The sequence below is a fragment of the Pseudomonas sp. SIMBA_067 genome (assembly GCF_046534675.1).
GTDB classification, from domain to species: Bacteria; Pseudomonadota; Gammaproteobacteria; order Pseudomonadales; family Pseudomonadaceae; genus Aquipseudomonas; species Aquipseudomonas putida.
Window position 1 is genome coordinate 282,672 of sequence record NZ_JAWRYH010000004.1, and the last position, 15,549, is coordinate 298,220.

Annotated in this window: 14 protein-coding genes; 8 read left to right on the forward strand and 6 right to left on the reverse strand. The window is 63.7% G+C overall.

What is annotated here, in order from left to right; all coding sequences use genetic code 11:
- Positions 1–3 precede the first annotated feature (3 nt).
- From SB765_RS11770 to SB765_RS11785, 4 genes are all read right to left on the reverse strand, one after another.
- The gene (locus SB765_RS11770; RefSeq protein WP_410931365.1) at positions 4–3,567 is read right to left on the reverse strand and encodes a molybdopterin cofactor-binding domain-containing protein; all 3,564 of its coding nucleotides are present in this window, start codon (positions 3,565–3,567) and stop codon (positions 4–6) included.
- Positions 3,564–4,037, reverse strand: coding sequence for a (2Fe-2S)-binding protein (locus tag SB765_RS11775; protein ID WP_016498881.1), 474 nt, complete (start codon positions 4,035–4,037; stop codon positions 3,564–3,566). Before SB765_RS11775 ends, SB765_RS11770 begins: the two co-directional genes overlap by 4 nt.
- Positions 4,038–4,170: 133 nt before the next feature.
- Positions 4,171–4,647, reverse strand: coding sequence for a MarR family winged helix-turn-helix transcriptional regulator (locus SB765_RS11780; protein WP_410931366.1), 477 nt, complete (start codon positions 4,645–4,647; stop codon positions 4,171–4,173).
- Positions 4,648–4,717: 70 nt separating this feature from the next.
- Complete coding sequence (locus SB765_RS11785; RefSeq protein WP_410931367.1) at positions 4,718–5,770, reverse strand: 2,5-dihydroxypyridine 5,6-dioxygenase; 1,053 nt, start codon at positions 5,768–5,770, stop codon at positions 4,718–4,720.
- A 322-nt stretch (positions 5,771–6,092) separates the two neighbouring features.
- Here SB765_RS11785 and nicC point away from each other — a divergent pair, with 322 nt between their 5' ends.
- From nicC to SB765_RS11815, 6 genes are all read left to right on the forward strand, one after another.
- Positions 6,093–7,241 carry a 6-hydroxynicotinate 3-monooxygenase gene (nicC, locus tag SB765_RS11790; RefSeq protein ID WP_341796212.1) on the forward strand — a complete coding sequence of 383 codons (1,149 nt, stop codon included), beginning with the start codon at positions 6,093–6,095 and terminating at the stop codon, positions 7,239–7,241.
- Positions 7,238–8,044, forward strand: coding sequence for an N-formylmaleamate deformylase (nicD, locus tag SB765_RS11795; RefSeq protein WP_341796211.1), 807 nt, complete (start codon positions 7,238–7,240; stop codon positions 8,042–8,044). Before nicC ends, nicD begins: the two co-directional genes overlap by 4 nt.
- A gap of 13 nt (positions 8,045–8,057) precedes the next feature.
- Complete coding sequence (locus SB765_RS11800) at positions 8,058–8,810, forward strand: Asp/Glu racemase (RefSeq protein WP_341796210.1); 753 nt, start codon at positions 8,058–8,060, stop codon at positions 8,808–8,810.
- A 15-nt stretch (positions 8,811–8,825) separates the two neighbouring features.
- Positions 8,826–9,467, forward strand: coding sequence for an N-carbamoylsarcosine amidohydrolase (locus SB765_RS11805; RefSeq protein WP_341796209.1), 642 nt, complete (start codon positions 8,826–8,828; stop codon positions 9,465–9,467).
- 207 nt (positions 9,468–9,674) lie between these two features.
- On the forward strand, positions 9,675–10,988 hold the full coding sequence (locus tag SB765_RS11810; RefSeq protein ID WP_410931368.1) for an MFS transporter: 1,314 nt from the start codon (positions 9,675–9,677) through the stop codon (positions 10,986–10,988).
- A 139-nt stretch (positions 10,989–11,127) separates the two neighbouring features.
- Positions 11,128–12,420, forward strand: a complete 1,293-nt coding sequence (locus SB765_RS11815) for an OprD family porin (protein WP_410931369.1) — start codon at positions 11,128–11,130, stop codon at positions 12,418–12,420.
- Between the two features lie 177 nt (positions 12,421–12,597).
- Here the strand turns inward: SB765_RS11815 and SB765_RS11820 are convergent, their stop codons facing one another.
- Positions 12,598–12,783 (reverse strand): hypothetical protein, encoded by a 186-nt coding sequence (locus tag SB765_RS11820; protein ID WP_341796207.1) that lies wholly within the window; start codon positions 12,781–12,783, stop codon positions 12,598–12,600.
- 673 nt (positions 12,784–13,456) lie between these two features.
- On the opposite strand from SB765_RS11820, the gene SB765_RS11825 reads away from it, so the two are divergent.
- A complete protein-coding gene (locus SB765_RS11825) occupies positions 13,457–13,651 on the forward strand; it encodes a hypothetical protein (protein ID WP_341796206.1) in 195 nt (64 codons plus the stop codon).
- Between the two features lie 131 nt (positions 13,652–13,782).
- On the opposite strand, the gene SB765_RS11830 is transcribed toward SB765_RS11825, so the two are convergent.
- Complete coding sequence (locus SB765_RS11830; protein WP_410931370.1) at positions 13,783–14,688, reverse strand: LysR substrate-binding domain-containing protein; 906 nt, start codon at positions 14,686–14,688, stop codon at positions 13,783–13,785.
- A gap of 98 nt (positions 14,689–14,786) precedes the next feature.
- Between SB765_RS11830 and SB765_RS11835 the strand changes: the two genes are divergently transcribed.
- Positions 14,787–15,548 carry a sulfite exporter TauE/SafE family protein gene (locus tag SB765_RS11835; RefSeq protein WP_016498893.1) on the forward strand — a complete coding sequence of 254 codons (762 nt, stop codon included), beginning with the start codon at positions 14,787–14,789 and terminating at the stop codon, positions 15,546–15,548.
- Position 15,549 lies beyond the last annotated feature (1 nt).

Here is a 15,549-nt window from a genome sequence, read left to right on the forward strand (position 1 = left end):
CGCTCAGTGGCTGCCGGGGTTGGCGCGCACCTGCGCGGCCTTGGCCGCCAGCCCTTGCCAGGCGGGCTTGTCCGCAGCGAAGCGCTGGCGCAGGTAAGCTGCCAGGTCGGCGACCTGGCGGTCCGACAGGCTGTCCTTGAAGCCGGGCATGTAGCCCAGGTCACGGGTTGCGGGGGTGGCAATGCCGTGCAACACCACGCGCAATAGGTTGTCCGGCAGGGGGCTGTGGACGTTGCTGTTGACCGCCATCGACGGGCTGACGCCAAACAGCTTCGGCCCCAGACCATCGCTGTGGCAGGCCATGCATGCGCCTTTGAATACCCGCTCGCCGTTGCTCAGCGACACTTGCGTGTCCACCTGGGGCGCGGCCTTGGCGGCCACTGCCTGTGGCTCGCCGTCGAGTGAACCGAGGTAGTGGGCAATGGCACGCACGTCGCTCTTTGGCAGGGTGGCCAGTTCGCTGACCACCGGGCCCATGGGGCCCGCCGCCACTCCGTGCTTTTCGGAGAAGCCGGTGGTCAGGTAGCTGAAAAGCTCGTCTTCGCTCCACGGCGTGGATGATTTGCCCAGGGCATTCAGGGCAGGGGCTTCCCACCCATCGACCATGCCGCCGGCCAGGTAGCTGCTGCCGCCTTTTTCCGCGCCCAGCAGGTTGCGCGGCGAGTGGCAGGCTGTGCAGTGGCCCAGGCCGTCGACCAGGTAGGCGCCGCGGTTCCACTGGGCACTGCGCTGCGGGTCGGGCTGGTATTCGCCGCGTTGCAGAAACAGCGCATTCCAGCCGGCCATCAGTGGCCGCTGGTTGAACGGGAAGCGCATCTGGTTGGCGGGTGCTTGCTGGCGTACCGGAGTTTGCGACATCAGGTAGGCATACAGCGCCTGCATGTCGGCGTCGTTGATGTTGCGAAACGAGGTATAGGGAAACGCCGGGTACAGGTGCCGACCGTCGCGGCTGATGCCTTCGCGCATGGCCCGCTCGAAGGCGCCGAACGACCAGCGGCCGATGCCGGTTTCCGGGTCGGGCGTGATGTTGGTGCTGTACAGCGTGCCGAACGGTGTTTCCATCGCCAGCCCGCCTGCATTGACCTTGCCGCCGCTGACCGTATGGCACACGGCGCAGTCACCGGCCGCCGCCACCTGGCGCCCACGATCGAGCATCGCGGCGCTCCAGCTGCCGGCGCCTGGTGGGGTTACCGGGGCGATTTCGGCGCGCCAGGGCAGGGCTGTGGCGAGTACACCCAGTGCAGCGCCGAATACCCCGGCCAGCGAGCCGAACCACCACTTCGAACGCTTGGTGGTCGGCTGCGCTGGCGCGGGCGCGTCAGGGGCCTGACCTTCGCCATCGAGGGCGGCACGCACCCGTTCTGCCGTGATGGGCAGCTCGCGAAAACGAATGCCGGTCGCGTCGAAAATGGCATTGGCGATGGCCGCCGCGCTCGGTACCGAGGCCGACTCGCCACTGCCCATCGGTGCTTCGTGCTGACGCGGCAGCATCATCACGTCGATGGCCGGCAGTTCGGGGAAGGTCAGGATCGGGTAGCCGCCCCATTCCTTGCTGGCCACGGTCGACTCTTCGAAGCTGACCTGCTCCTTGAGCACCCGGCTGGTGGACTGGATGACGTTGCCGTGGATCTGGTGGCGCACGCCCTCGGGGTTGACCATCATCCCGGCATCGTGGCCGATCACCACGCGGGTGACGGCCACTTCACCGGTGCGCCGGTCCACCGCGACATCGGCCACCCATGCCGCCCACGCCGCGCCAAAACCGGGGAACTTGCTGTGGATGTAGCGTGCATAGGCAAAGCCCCTGCCGCGCAGCACATCGCCTTCGGCCTGCGCCTGCATGGGCCGGGTATGCGGCTGCCATTCGGCGCGGTCGGCGGTGGCCTTGACCAGGTCGATGGCGCGCGGGTCGGACAGGTGCCTGAGGCGGTATTCGACCGGGTCGACGCCAGCGGCAAAGGCCAGCTCATCGATGTACGACTCGTGGGCGAAGCTGTTGGGCATGGCCGACACGCCACGCATCCACGAGGCGCGTACCAGTGGCGTCATGTCGTTGATGGTGACGCGCATGTGTTCGTAGTCATAGGGCGGTATCGACGTGCGGTCGCCCATTTCGAACAGGGCCGGCACCGGTTCCACGGCACCGGTCAGCAGCAGGGCCAGGGTAGGTGCGCCATTGGACGGGTAGCTGGTCTGGAAGTCGTAGGCGGCCACGCTGCCATCGGCGTTCAGGCCGCCGTCGATTTCCATCAGCTGCGCGGTGCCCTTGGGCTCCCACACATGCTCCTGCTCGCGGGTCAGCTGCACCCGCACCGGGCGCTGTACCGCGCGCGACAGCAGCACCGCGTCGGCGCACACGTCATCGGCACAGTTGCGGCCGTAGCAACCGGCGGCCTCCATGCGGATGATCTCGATGCGCTCCTCTGTGCACTCCAGCAGCCAGGCCAGGTCGGCGCGCAGCAGATGCGGGTTCTGCGTGCCGGACCACACGCGGATTGGCCCATCGGTGAAGTCGGCCAGTGCGCACGACGGGCCGATCGATGCGTGCAGCTGGTACGGCCACAGGTAGCTGCGGCTCAGGCGCTGGGTGGCATTGGCAATGCCGCCGTCGACATCGCCCTGGTCCAGCACGGTGCGCTGTACCCGCGGGTTGTCGCGGATGGCCTGGGCGACATCGCTGAGGTCGGGCAGCTTGCCTGTGAATGGCTTCCAGCTGATTTTCAGCGCCTGGGCCGCGCGGATCGCTTGCTCTTCGCGCTCGGCCACTACGCCGACAAAGTCGCGGATGACGACCACGGCCACCACGCCGGGCAAATGGGCGATGGACGATTCATCCACCGCCAGCAGGCTGTTGCCGACGAAGTCGCCGCTGTCATGACCGGCGTAGGGCGGGCGGATCACCCGGCCGTGAAGCATGTCGGGCAGGCGCATGTCATGCACATAGGTCAACTCGCCGGTGGCCTTGCCGGGAATGTCTACCCGTGCAGCGCTGCGGCCGACCAGGCGGTAGTCGTCGATGGCCTTGAGCGGGGCATCTTCGGCAATGTGCAACTGGTGGTTTTCGCCCTGTACCAGTTCGGCAAAACGCAGCGTGCTGCCATCGCTGGCGATGACCACGCCGTCTTCGATGCGTAGCACTTCGGGCGTGCAGCCAAGGCGATGCGCGGCCTGCTGCAACAGGTGGCGCCGTGCGGTGGCGGCTGCCTTGCGCAGGGGCACGGCGGAAATCTGCAGGGTGGCGCTGGCGATGGTCGCGCCCTGGTTGGGTGCCCGCTCGGTGTCGCCCAGTACCATGTGCACCTGGTCCATGCGCAGGTCCAGCTCTTCGGCGACGATTTGCGCCAGCGAGGTGCGGATGCCGGTGCCCAGGTCGACGTGGCCGTTGAAGGCGTAGACCATGCCGTCGTCGCTGACAGCGATGAACAACGCCAGCTCGCGCGCCTTGACCACAGGCGTCACACCCTTGGCCACGGGGCCCGAGGGTGGGGTGATCTGGTCGACGATCAGCAACACGCCAGTCTTGGCCAGCAGTTGGTCGCGGCTGGGCACCTGTTGTGAGTGGTTCATGCTTTTCTCCGGGTCTCGGCGGCGCGGCGCACGGCGCGCAGGATTTCGACGTGAGTGCCGCAGCGGCACAGGTTGCCGGACAGTTCCTGGCGAATCTGTTCGTCGCTGGGGTCGGGAATACGGTCGAGCAGGGCCTTGGTGGTCATGATCATGCCGTTCATGCAGTAGCCGCACTGGGCTGCCTGTTCGTCGATGAACGCCTGTTGCACCGGGTGTGGCGCAGCCTTGCTGCCCAGCCCTTCGAGGGTGGTGATATCGCGACCCGCTGCGCCGGCCAGGGGGATGACGCAGGAGCGTGCGGCCACGCCGTCGATGATCACCGTGCACGCCCCGCATTCGCCCAGGCCGCAGCCGTATTTGGGGCCGTTCAGGCACAGGTCGTTGCGCAGGATAAGCAGCAGCGGGGTGTCGGGCATGGCGCTGACTTCGACAGGCTGGCCGTTGACCCGCAGGGAGATGGTTGTTTGCATTGTTGGCTCATCTCTGGAGGTTGCTTGCGCTACCAAAGGACTCACATGACGCGAGATTTTCAGTAAGTACTCACTACATGAAATGAGTGAGCAAGAAGCAGGCCAGAGATGGTTTACCGGGCGCGTCAGCTTGTCAGCCGGGGTTTTCGTCGCTGTCGATCATCTTGCGCAGGAGGTACAAAATGGCCACGCGTTCGCCGGCATTCAGGCTGCCCATGCTCAATTCGCTGATCTGCCGGGCGCAGGGGATCATTGCGTCGAGCAATGCCGCGCCGCTGTCGGTGAGTTCGACAATGACCTTGCGCCGGTCGCCCGGGTCTGGCGACAGCTGCACCAGCTCGCGCGTTTTCAGGCGCTCGACGATGCCGCGGATGGTTGCCTGGTCCACGGCGGTGGCCTTGATCAGTTCTGCCTGGGAGCTGGAGCCGTGGTCGCGCAGGGCACACAGGGTAACGAACTGGATCGAGGTAAGCTGCGGGTCGCAGGCCTGCTGTTGGAAGATCGCCGTGTGCCGTTGGTAAGCCTTGCGCAGCAGGTGGCCGACTTGTTCGGTGACGTCATAGGGTGTGGTGTCGAGCGGGGCGCTGCTGGGGGTGATTTTCTTTGGCATGGGATGGCTTGGGCTGGGTGGAAAGGTGCTGGCCGGCCGCCAATAGCGGAGCGCCCGGCCAGTATAACCACTATCGCGCCCTTGATTCCTCTGGTGCGACCACGTCGCCGGCCAGCACCACGGCCTTGTCGTCCAGGTAGATATCGCAGTTGCGCAGCGGGATGTCCAGGTGGCAGGGGGTCTTGCGCTTGCCGCCGACCTCGGTGTTCGGGCCGGTGGAGAACAGGAAGTTGCCGTAGAACGCGCGGGCGTCCATGCACATGCCGTCGTTGCGGTCGTGCAAGCCCATGGCCGTCCACTGCGCGCGCGGCTGCAGGCCCCAGCCGATGTGTGAGATACCGTACACCTCGGGGTCGTTGAAGTACTTCATGTAGTCGCGCAGGTACTCGGCCTCGAAGCCGCCGTGGATGCCGGTGATAAAGCCTTTTTCAATCTCCAGGGTGATGCGCTCGCGGCAGTAGTTCTTGAACGGCAGGATGATGTCGCCCACGTCCAGCACCAGTGTGCCCTCGGCACTGTCCTCGTTGGGCCAGGTGAACAGGAAACCGCTGGGCCAGTGGTCCCAGCGCCCCGGTTCGTCGGCATAGCCGTACTCGGTCACGGCGGGGTACTGGCCGAGCGGGGCGTGGAAGTCGCTGCCGGCCTTGGACCGCACATGCATGCTGCACGCCTGTTTCAGCAAGGTTTCAGCGGCCAGCACCCGGCGTTTGTCGTCTTCGCTCGGCAGCATGCGCGCCAGCACTTCGGGTGGCTCCACCGCCAGCAGGATGCGCGTGCCGGTCTTGAGGATCTGCTCCTGCTCGGGCGAGTGCAGCAGCATCATGGTATCGACGACCAGGTCGGCCGCTTCCAGCGCCCGCTGCGCCGCCAGGTTGCCGGTCAGTGCGGTGTCGCCGCAGTAGGCAGTCATGTCGTTGCCCATGGCGGTCGGGTGGTTGAACGCCGGCAGCTCTACCGCATACACCTTCGCCTTCAGGCGCTGCGCGGCCTCCATCGCGGCGTTGACCGTGCGCGGGTCGGAGTAGTGGCTCTTGAGTACGGCCACGCTCTGCGTCTCGTCCACGCGGGACAGCTTCAGTACGTGCTCGAACATCTGGGTCAGTTGTGCATTGCTCACCGGCATCGGGGTTCTCCTGGGTGGCGTTGACAGGGGTGCACCATGGCAGTGCCTGGCGCTTCATCGCGGTGCAAAATAATAGTGTGTACACCCTACTTTTGCAGATGAAAGCGCATCCGGACGGCAAGTGCAAGTTATCTGTTAAACGTTACCTATTCACACATCCCGCCAATGTTTGCGGTAACAGATAGCCGATATTGGCTTTCGATCAGGTGTTTGAAAAATATTTTGCTGGGCCTCTATCCAAAGTTCATTTGCAGCGTATACGCTCTAAATCGTCAGGCGGTCGAACCGCTGGCCACATATCAGAACAAGAGGAGAGATACCCATGCGTGGTAGGCAGAAAATCGCAATCGTCGGTGCGGGTCTGGGTGGGGCGGCCGCCGCCACGTTGCTGCAGCAGGCCGGGTTCGATGTCGAGGTGTTCGAGCAGGCGCCGGAGTTCACCCGCCTGGGGGCGGGCATCCATATCGGCCCCAACGTGATGAAGATCTTCCGCCGCATGGGGCTGGAGCAGAAGCTGGAGCTGATGGGCTCGCATCCGGACTTCTGGTTCAGTCGCGATGGCAATAGCGGTGACTACCTGGCGCGCATCCCGTTGGGCGAGTTTGCCCGCCGCGAGTACGGCGCGGCCTACATCACCATTCACCGTGGCGACCTGCACGCCCTGCAGATCGAGGCGATCAAGCCGGGTACCGTGCACTTCGGCAAGCGCCTGCAAAAGATCGTCGACGAAGGCGACCAGGTGCGCCTGGACTTCGCCGACGGCACCCACACCCTGGCCGACATCGTCATCGGCGCCGACGGCATCCACTCCAGGATTCGTGAAGAACTGCTGGGCGCTGAAGCGCCGATGTACAGCGGTTGGGTCGCCCACCGTGCGCTGATCCGCGGGGTAAACCTGGCGCAGCATGCCGATGTGTTCGAGCCCTGCGTCAAGTGGTGGTCCGAAGACCGCCACATGATGGTCTACTACACCACCGGCAAGCGCGACGAGTACTACTTCGTCACCGGCGTACCGCACGCGGCCTGGGACTTCCAGGGGGCCTACGTTGACAGCAGCCAGGAGGAAATGCGCGCTGCCTTCGAGGGCTACCACCCCACCGTGCAGAAGCTGATCGACGCCACCGAATCGATCACCAAATGGCCGCTGCGCAACCGCAACCCACTGCCGCTGTGGAGCCGTGGCCGCCTGGTGTTGCTGGGTGATGCCTGCCACCCGATGAAGCCACACATGGCCCAGGGCGCGTGCATGGCCATCGAGGATGCGGCCATGCTGACCCGCTGTCTGCAGGAGACCGGGCTGTCCGACCACCGCACCGCGTTCGCCCTGTACGAGGCCAACCGCAAGGAGCGGGCGTCCCGGGTTCAGGCGGTATCGAACGCCAATACCTTCCTCTACAGCCAGGAGGACCCGGCCTGGGTCTACGGCTATGACCTGTACAGCCAGGCGCTGAAAAGCGGGGAGGCGGCATGAGCACCTTCGTCGCCGGCGGCAACGTCTGCGCCAATGGCATCCGCCAGCATTACCTGCGCTATGGCGGCAAGGGCCATGCGCTGATCCTGGTGCCAGGCATCACCAGCCCGGCGATCACCTGGGGCTTTGTCGCCGAGCGCCTTGGGTTGTACTTCGACACCTACGTGCTGGATGTGCGCGGCCGCGGCTTGTCTTCAAGCGGCCCCGAACTGGACTACGGCACCGACGCCTGTGCTGCGGACATTCCGGCCTTTGCCGCAGCGCTGGGCCTGGATAGCTACCACCTGGTCGGGCACTCGATGGGTGCGCGCTTTGCCATTCGCGCGGCTGCCCAAGAAGCACCGGGGCTGCAACGGCTGGTGCTGGTCGACCCGCCGGTGTCCGGGCCAGGCCGCCGTGCCTACCCGAGCAAGCTGCCGTGGTATGTGGATTCGATCCGCCAGGCCACTGTGGGCATGAGCGGCGACGACATGCGCGCATTCTGCGCCAGCTGGAGCGACGAGCAGCTGGCGCTGCGGGCCGAATGGCTGCACACCTGCCACGAGCCGGCGGTCGTGCGGGCGTTTGATGATTTTCACAACGTGGATATCCACCAATACCTGCCCGCGGTGCGCCAGCCAGCATTGCTGATGGTGGCCGGGCGAGGTGGGGTAATCGAGCCCCGTGACATCGCTGAAATATGCGAACTCAAGCCGGATATCCAGGTCGCGCATGTCGACAACGCCGGCCACATGATCCCATGGGATGACCTGGACGGCTTCTTCGCCGCTTTTGGCGACTTCCTCGACCAACCCCTTGTCTGACGGAGCACGAGACATGACCAAGCTATACCGCATCGGCCAGATCGTGCCGAGCTCGAACACCACGATGGAAACCGAAATCCCGGCGATGCTCAACGCGCGCCAGGCGATCCGCCCCGAGCGCTTCACCTTCCATTCCAGCCGCATGCGCATGAAGCAGGTGAAGAAGGAAGAGCTGGCCGCCATGGACGCCGAGTCCGACCGCTGCGCAATGGAGCTGTCCGACGCCAAGGTGGATGTGCTGGGCTATGCCTGCCTGGTGGCGATCATGGCCATGGGCCTGGGCTATCACCGGCAATCGGAAAAGCGCTTGCAGCAGGCCACCGCTGACAACGACGCGCTGGCACCGGTAATCACCAGCGCCGGGGCGTTGGTCGAGGCCTTGCATGTGATGAAGGCCAAGCGCATTGCCATCGTCGCGCCATACATGAAGCCGTTGACCGAGTTGGTGGTGAACTACATCCGGGAGGAGGGCTTTGAGGTGCAGGACTGGCGCGCGCTGGAAATCCCCGACAACCTCGCCGTGGCCCGCCACGACCCGGCCAACCTGCCAGGCATCGTCGCCGGCATGGACCTTGAGGGTGTCGATGTGGTGGTGCTGTCGGCCTGCGTGCAGATGCAATCGCTGCCGGCAGTGGCCAAGGTCGAGGCGCAGACTGGCAAGCCGGTGGTCACTGCTGCTATCGCCACTACCTACGCCATGCTCAAGGCGCTGGACCTGGAGCCGGTCGTGCCGGGCGCCGGTGCCCTGCTGTCGGGCGCCTACTGAAATCGGGAGATGGACATGAGCGACGCACAAAGCGCCCGTGACAACTACCAGGGCGTATGGGGCCAGCGCATCGGCTTTGGCCGCAAACCAGCCCTGTTGATGATCGACTTCATGCAGGGCTACACCACCCCCGGTGCACCGCTGTACGCCCCGGGCGTGGTGGTGGCGGTCGAACAGGCCGCTGGCCTGCTGGCGCTGGCCCGCGACTGCGGTACCCTGGTGGTGCATACCAACATCCGCTACCAGCCGCCGCATTTTGCTGACGGCGGCGTGTGGGTGCGCAAGGCGCCGGTGATGAAGGACATGGTCGAAGGCAACCCGCTGGCGGCGTTCTGCGAGGCCGTTGCGCCACAGGCAGGGGAGGTGGTGCTGAGCAAGCAGTACGCCAGTGCCTTCTTCGCCACCAGCCTGGCCCCGCTGCTGCATGCTCAAGGCGTAGATACCGTGGTACTGGCTGGCTGCTCTACCAGCGGCTGCATCCGCGCCAGTGCGGTGGATGCCATGCAACACGGGTTTCGAACCATCGTGGTGCGCGAATGTGTCGGTGATCGCCACGACGACCCGCACGAAGCCAACCTGTTCGACATCGACAGCAAGTATGGCGATGTCGTCACCCGCCAGGAGGCGATGCAGCAACTCAGGCGCCTGGCCGGCTGAACGCCGGGTAGCCCTTACCAATAACAATCAAGGACCGGTGCGGGAAGCCCGTCCATGACCGCCTGCTGTCCGGGTGGTCGCCCCGCAGGAGCACTCGGGGTCTTCAGGCGCTGCCCAGGCACGCCGCGTATAGTGCGCGGGGTGCCCGGCGCGTCGAACACTGCTGGCCTTAAAACAACCACAAAGTCGCCCGCCAGGAGACAGGAAATGCCAATTGCGAATGCAACCACGGTCCACAGTGACATCGACCATGGCACTAAAGCGCTGTACAGCAAGATCACCTGGAGGCTCATCCCCTTCCTGTGCTTCTGCTACCTTGCAGCTTATCTGGACCGCATCAATGTCGGCTTTGCCAAGCTGCAGATGCTCGAAGACCTGCAGTTCAGCACAGCGGCCTATGGCCTGGGTGCCGGGCTGTTCTTTGTCGGCTACATCATTTTCGAAGTGCCGAGCAACCTGATCCTGCAGCGCGTTGGCGCCAAGCTATGGATCGCACGCATCATGATCACCTGGGGCCTGCTGTCGGCCTGCACCATGTTCGTTTCCACCACCACCCAGTTCTATGTCCTGCGTTTTCTGCTGGGGGCTGCCGAGGCCGGCTTCCTGCCGGGCGTGCTGTACTACCTGACCATGTGGTACCCCACCTATCGGCGCGGGCGCATCATTGCCTTGTTCATGATCGGGCTGCCCTTGTCGAGCGTGATCGGCGGGCCGATTTCTGGCTGGATCATGGGGCATTTCGACCAGGTGCATGGCCTGCACGGCTGGCAGTGGCTGTTTTTGCTGGAGGCGATCCCCAGTGTGTTGCTGGGCATCCTCACGTTCTGGGCATTGCCTAACCATTTCCAGCAGGCCAAGTGGCTGTCGGCTGACGACAAGGCGCAGCTGGCAGCGGACCTGGCGGCTGACGATGCCGAAGGCAAGGACAGCAAGCACAGCTTTCGCGACGGCTTTTTCAACCTGAAAGTGTGGATGCTGGGGGGCATCGACTTTTCGATTTTGCTCAGCGCCTACGCCATGGGCTTCTGGATGCCGACCTTCATCCGCGATGCTGGCGTCAGCGATACCTTCCACATCGGTCTGCTGACGGCCATTCCGAGCCTGGCCGCACTGGCCGGCATGTTGATGATCGGGGCCAGCTCCGACCGCCACCGTGAGCGCCGCTGGCACATCATCGTGCCGTTCATCATTGGTGCAATCGCCATGGCCAGCAGCACGTTGTTCAGCCAGAACCTGGTGATGACCGTGGCGCTGTTCGCCATTGCCTCGGCAGCGATCATCGGCGCGATGCCGGTGTTCTTCAGCCTGCCGGCGACCTTCCTCAAAGGCACTGCGGCCGCCACCGGCTTTGCCCTGGCTTGCTCGGTGGCCAACATCGCAGGCCTGGTGAGCAACTCACTGATGGGCCTGGTCACCGACCTCACCGGTACCTCCCACGCCGCATTGTGGGTGTTTGCCGGCTGCCTGATCCTCAGCTGCTTCCTGGTCATCGCCTTGCCGGCGAAGCTGGTCAACCGCTAGCGGCCCAGCGCTTCAAGCAACGGCAGGGCAGGCGGGCCGGGTGCCCGCCTGCCGACCCTCACTCGATGCAACCCGCACGTTGGCGGCCATACACGGCCGCCGCGCCGGGTTGCTGTTGCCCGATTCCAGGAGTCGCTCCATGCAAGGTTTCACTGCACCGCGTTTTTCTTCGTCTGCGTGCCTGGCCGGCGGGTGTATCGCCGCCGCGTTGTGCCCCAAGGCCTCGGCAGAGGAGGCCGGTTTCATCGAAGGTGCCCGCGCCACGCTGCAGGCACGCAATTACTTCTTCAGCCGCGATTATGCCGATATCAAGGGCGCGAGCACCCAGTCGCGTACCCAGGAATGGGCGCAGGGTTTTATCCTGAACGCAAGCTCCGGCTACACCCAGGGCACGCTCGGCGTCGGCATGGATGTGACGGGCCTGCTTGGTTTCAAGCTCGACAGCAGCCCGCAGCATGCCAGGTCCGGGTTGCTGCCCAGCCTGGACAGCGGCAAGTCGGCGGACGAATACAGCCGCCTGGGGGCGGCGATCAAGTTCAAGGTCTCGCAAACCGAACTGAAGGTGGGCGAGTTGATGCCCAACCTGCCTGTGCTGTTGTTCAGCGATCTGCGCCTGCTGCCGCCTACCTACCAGGGCGCGATGCTGGAGTCGCGCGAGTTTGCCGGGTTGACCCTGAATGCCGGCCAGTTCCGCTCCACCAGCCTGCGCGACTCGTCCAACAGCCAGAAAATGTACGCGCTGGTCAACGACCCGATCAACCCTGCGCGGCTGGCGCGTTTCACCAGTGACCGCTTCAACTACGTTGGCGCCGATTATGCCTTCAACGGCAACCGTACCAGCGTCGGTGTATGGCAGGCGCAACTGGAGGATATCTACCAGCAGCGCTTCTACAGCTTCAAGCACGCCGAGCCGCTGGGGGACTGGACGCTGGGGGTCAATGCCGGCTACTTCGATGCCCGGGAGGACGGGCGCAAGATTGCCGGTGACTATGACAACCATGCGCTGTTCAGCCTGTTTTCGGCCAAGACCGGCGGGCATACCTTTTATGTGGGCTACCAGCAGATCGGCGGCGATGATGGCTTCATCCAGGTGGGTGCAAACACCAACCCGATGGGTAATACGCTGCCGACCTATGAGTTCTCGGCGCCAGGCGAACGCTCGTGGCAGGTGCGGCATGACTACAACTTTGTCGCCTTGGGGCTTCCGGGGCTGACGTCGACCCTGCGTTATGTGAAAGGGCGCGACGTGGACACCGGGCTGGGCTTTGAAGGGCGGGACCGCGAGCGTGACCTGGACCTGGCCTACGTGGTGCAGAGCGGGCCGCTGGCCGGGTTTGGGGTGCGCGTGCGCAACGTGATGGCGCGCTCCAACTACCGCACCGACATCGATGAGAACCGCTTGATCCTCAGTTACACGGTCAAGCTGTTCTAAAGCCGATGGACTGTGCTGCGCGCTTTGTGTATGGGTGGCCTTGTGTCGCGGCAGGGCTGCGCAGCAGCCCCAGGGTTTCAGCGAAAATGCATAAATTGCCGGGGCTGCTACGCAGCCCTGTCGCGACACAAGGCCGCTCCTACAAGTCTGGTGCATGCCTTGCGGGAGCAGTAGCGGTCACTGCAGGGTCACGGGCTTGAGGTTATCCGGCAACTGCCTGATAGCCGCCTCAATTTGCGCGATCGGCCCGGCGAGGCGGTCCGCTTCCATGTCCTTGCCCTCACTTCTCAGGCGGTCGCACTCAAGGCGCAGGTCCAGCAATTTTTTCTGTAGCTTCAGGGCCGAAGTGTTGAACGGGTCCATGCTTTTCTCGTGCTGTAGGCTTCCGTGCCGTTGTAGGAAAAATGGACCGTAGCAGCTCGAATTAACTGGAGAAACTGATGTTTCATACAGGTTTGTACCCCTACCGCGATTCTTCCCACAGCGCACAGTAAAAAGTCCTACAAACTACGTTTCAATTCATGTGCTCTCAATCGAGCTCGACATCCCGTGTCAGCTGCGTTCAGTCGCCTTTTGAAGGGCAGGCCACCCTGCGTGGTTACAGCCGGAGCCTGTAACCCGTCTTGAAACCTCATGTAGCAATAATGTATCTGCGCCGCATCTGATCCGCTTTTTTTCCACAAACCTGAATCTGTAACCGTATCAGCCCAGGCTCGACAATATGTGCATCCCCGCATCACAACTGTAGAGGTTCCAATGGGCAAGCTGGCGCTGTTCCTGGGTGGTTTTCTGCTACTGACCATTCTGATTGGTATTCTTGGCACCATTCCGCCAAGCTGACTTCAACTGCTTTTTTCCTGCGCGGCCCGTCTATTTCAAATGACGGGCCCAATGCCTGACCAATTGGCCAGTATTCCCCCTGCTTGCACTGCTGGACCAGCGGTAGCTGCAAGTCATTCTCAAGTGCAAAAGCCTCGTGTAGTCTCCCGCCGCCGCTCATTCGGGCCGGTCTTTTTGCCGTGGAGTCGATACATCAATGGAATACAAGAAAGGCACTTCAGCCATGCTGGAGTGGCGTAGCCGTTTTCTTGCCGAAGGCACACTTGATGAGCAGGGATATGACCAGGCATTGCGCGATGCCCTGGTGCTGGAACAGGCCGGAGTGATCACCACGGCGGAGTGGATCGAGCTGGTCAAGCTGGCAAACACGGCGTTGCTGGTTGTGCGATAAGTCGTTCTTTGCGTTGGGAAATCTGTCCACAAAAAACGTGGGTAGGTCTGTGGATAAAGTGCTGTAAGCCAGGCCCGAGGCGGGCTCTGTTAAATTGAGCAGAAATTGAACAGTCATTTCGGCGGGCTGTTTTAGCAGGCCAGGCCGGTACGGCGCAGTGCCGCTAGCAGGTCGCGTACCCGCGCCGGCAGTTCGCCAGCAGGGTACACGGCATGCATTTGCGGGTCCTGGCCGCTGCTGGAAGTCAGGCGGTATTGCGGGCATACCCGGCCTAGCCGCCCGGCCTTGACCTGCGCTTCGCCAACCCAGGCAGCCAGGCGGGCGATGCCTGCCCCGGCCAGGGTGCTGTGGTACACCGCGTCACCGGAGTCCAGGCGTAGCCTCGGCCTGGGCCGCAGGCTGGTAATCTGGTCGTCGCGGCAAAAATGCCAGGCCTTGAGAATGCGCGGGGCGGTGTGCAGGATCAGCGCATGCCCTTCGAGCTCTTCAGGGTGCTGTGGTGTGCCGGCCACCGCCAGGTAAGCCGGGCTGGCATACAGGTGGCGCTGGTAGGCCCACAGCGGGTAGCCGATCAGCTCGCTCGATTGCGGAAAGGCCCCACGTACCACGAAATCGAACTTGCCTTGCAGCGGGTCGAGGGTTTCGTCGCAGTACCTTACGTCCAGGGTGACTTTGGGGTGGCAGCGGGAGAACTCGGCGAGCACCTGTGGCAGCACATGCTCACCCAGCAGTTGCGGCACGGCAAAGCGTATCCAGCCCTCGGCGCTGCCACTGAGCGCGGCCAACTCGTCGGCCGCATCACGTTGCACATCCAGCAAGCGTTCGGCATGGGGCAGCAGGCGCTCACCGGCTTCGGTGAGGGTGACGGCGTTGGCGTTGCGGTTGAGCAGCTTGCTTCCGGCGTTGTCTTCAAGGGTTTGTACCGCACGGGTTACCGCGCTGGGTGAGCGCCCCAGCGCGCGGGCGGCGGCCACGAAGCTGCGCTTGTGTGCCACGCTGACGAACGCCTGGATTTCCCGCAACATGTCCAATGCCATTGCCTGCTCCTTGTTGCAGTTTTTGCAATATGGCATTTCAACACAAGCGCAGCACTTTGATTAGCCTTGCTGGGGTCTTCTCTGCCTGGAACCGCGTCATGATGGATGTTGCTGTGCTTTCTGTGTTCGCCTTTGCCGCTGGGCTGATCGACGCCGCAGTGGGGGGCGGCGGGCTGATCCAGATCCCGGCCTTGTTCAACGTGCTGCCCACCGCGCAACCAGCGGCGTTGCTCGGCACCAACAAGCTGGCGTCTGTGTGTGGTACGGCCTTCGCGGCGCGCTCGTTCATTCGCAAGGTGACGCTGGACTGGGGGCTGATCGTGCCGGCAGCGCTCAGCGCCTTTGTCATGTCGTTCGCAGGCGCGGCCACGGTATCACTGGTGCCGCCCAGTGTGATGCGCCCGGCAGTGCTGGTGATGATCGTGCTGATGGCCATCTACACCTTCTGCAAGAAAGACTTCGGCACGCTGCACAAACCCGCGAAGATCGGCCGCAAGGAGCAGTGCCTGGCGGTGCTGATCGGTGGTGCGATCGGTTTTTACGATGGCCTGTTCGGTCCGGGCACCGGCAGCTTCCTGATCTTCCTGTTCATCCGTTTCTTCGCCTTGGACTTCCTGCACGCCTCGGCCTCGGCCAAGGTGGTGAACATTGCCACCAACCTGGCGGCGCTGGTGTTCTTCGTGCCCTCTGGCAACGTGCTGTATGCCATCGCGCTGCCCATGGCGGCGTGCAACGTGCTCGGGGCCCTTACCGGCACCTGGCTGGCAGTACGCAAGGGCGCAGGCTTTGTGCGCGGGCTGTTCCTGATACTGCTGTGCGTGCTGATCGCCAAGCTGTCGTGGGACTTGCTGGCCGGTTGAG

Excerpts from the sequence above, each read along its gene's own strand:
- SB765_RS11770 (WP_410931365.1), bottom strand. The coding sequence starts at position 3,567 with ATGAACCACTCACAACAGGTGCCCAGCCGCGACCAACTGCTGGCCAAG.
- SB765_RS11775 (WP_016498881.1), bottom strand. The coding sequence starts at position 4,037 with ATGCAAACAACCATCTCCCTGCGGGTCAACGGCCAGCCTGTCGAAGTC.
- SB765_RS11780 (WP_410931366.1), bottom strand. The coding sequence starts at position 4,647 with ATGCCAAAGAAAATCACCCCCAGCAGCGCCCCGCTCGACACCACACCC.
- SB765_RS11785 (WP_410931367.1), bottom strand. The coding sequence starts at position 5,770 with ATGCCGGTGAGCAATGCACAACTGACCCAGATGTTCGAGCACGTACTG.
- nicC (WP_341796212.1), top strand. The coding sequence starts at position 6,093 with ATGCGTGGTAGGCAGAAAATCGCAATCGTCGGTGCGGGTCTGGGTGGG.
- nicD (WP_341796211.1), top strand. The coding sequence starts at position 7,238 with ATGAGCACCTTCGTCGCCGGCGGCAACGTCTGCGCCAATGGCATCCGC.
- SB765_RS11800 (WP_341796210.1), top strand. The coding sequence starts at position 8,058 with ATGACCAAGCTATACCGCATCGGCCAGATCGTGCCGAGCTCGAACACC.
- SB765_RS11805 (WP_341796209.1), top strand. The coding sequence starts at position 8,826 with ATGAGCGACGCACAAAGCGCCCGTGACAACTACCAGGGCGTATGGGGC.
- SB765_RS11810 (WP_410931368.1), top strand. The coding sequence starts at position 9,675 with ATGCCAATTGCGAATGCAACCACGGTCCACAGTGACATCGACCATGGC.
- SB765_RS11815 (WP_410931369.1), top strand. The coding sequence starts at position 11,128 with ATGCAAGGTTTCACTGCACCGCGTTTTTCTTCGTCTGCGTGCCTGGCC.
- SB765_RS11820 (WP_341796207.1), bottom strand. The coding sequence starts at position 12,783 with ATGGACCCGTTCAACACTTCGGCCCTGAAGCTACAGAAAAAATTGCTG.
- SB765_RS11825 (WP_341796206.1), top strand. The coding sequence starts at position 13,457 with ATGGAATACAAGAAAGGCACTTCAGCCATGCTGGAGTGGCGTAGCCGT.
- SB765_RS11830 (WP_410931370.1), bottom strand. The coding sequence starts at position 14,688 with ATGGCATTGGACATGTTGCGGGAAATCCAGGCGTTCGTCAGCGTGGCA.
- SB765_RS11835 (WP_016498893.1), top strand. The coding sequence starts at position 14,787 with ATGATGGATGTTGCTGTGCTTTCTGTGTTCGCCTTTGCCGCTGGGCTG.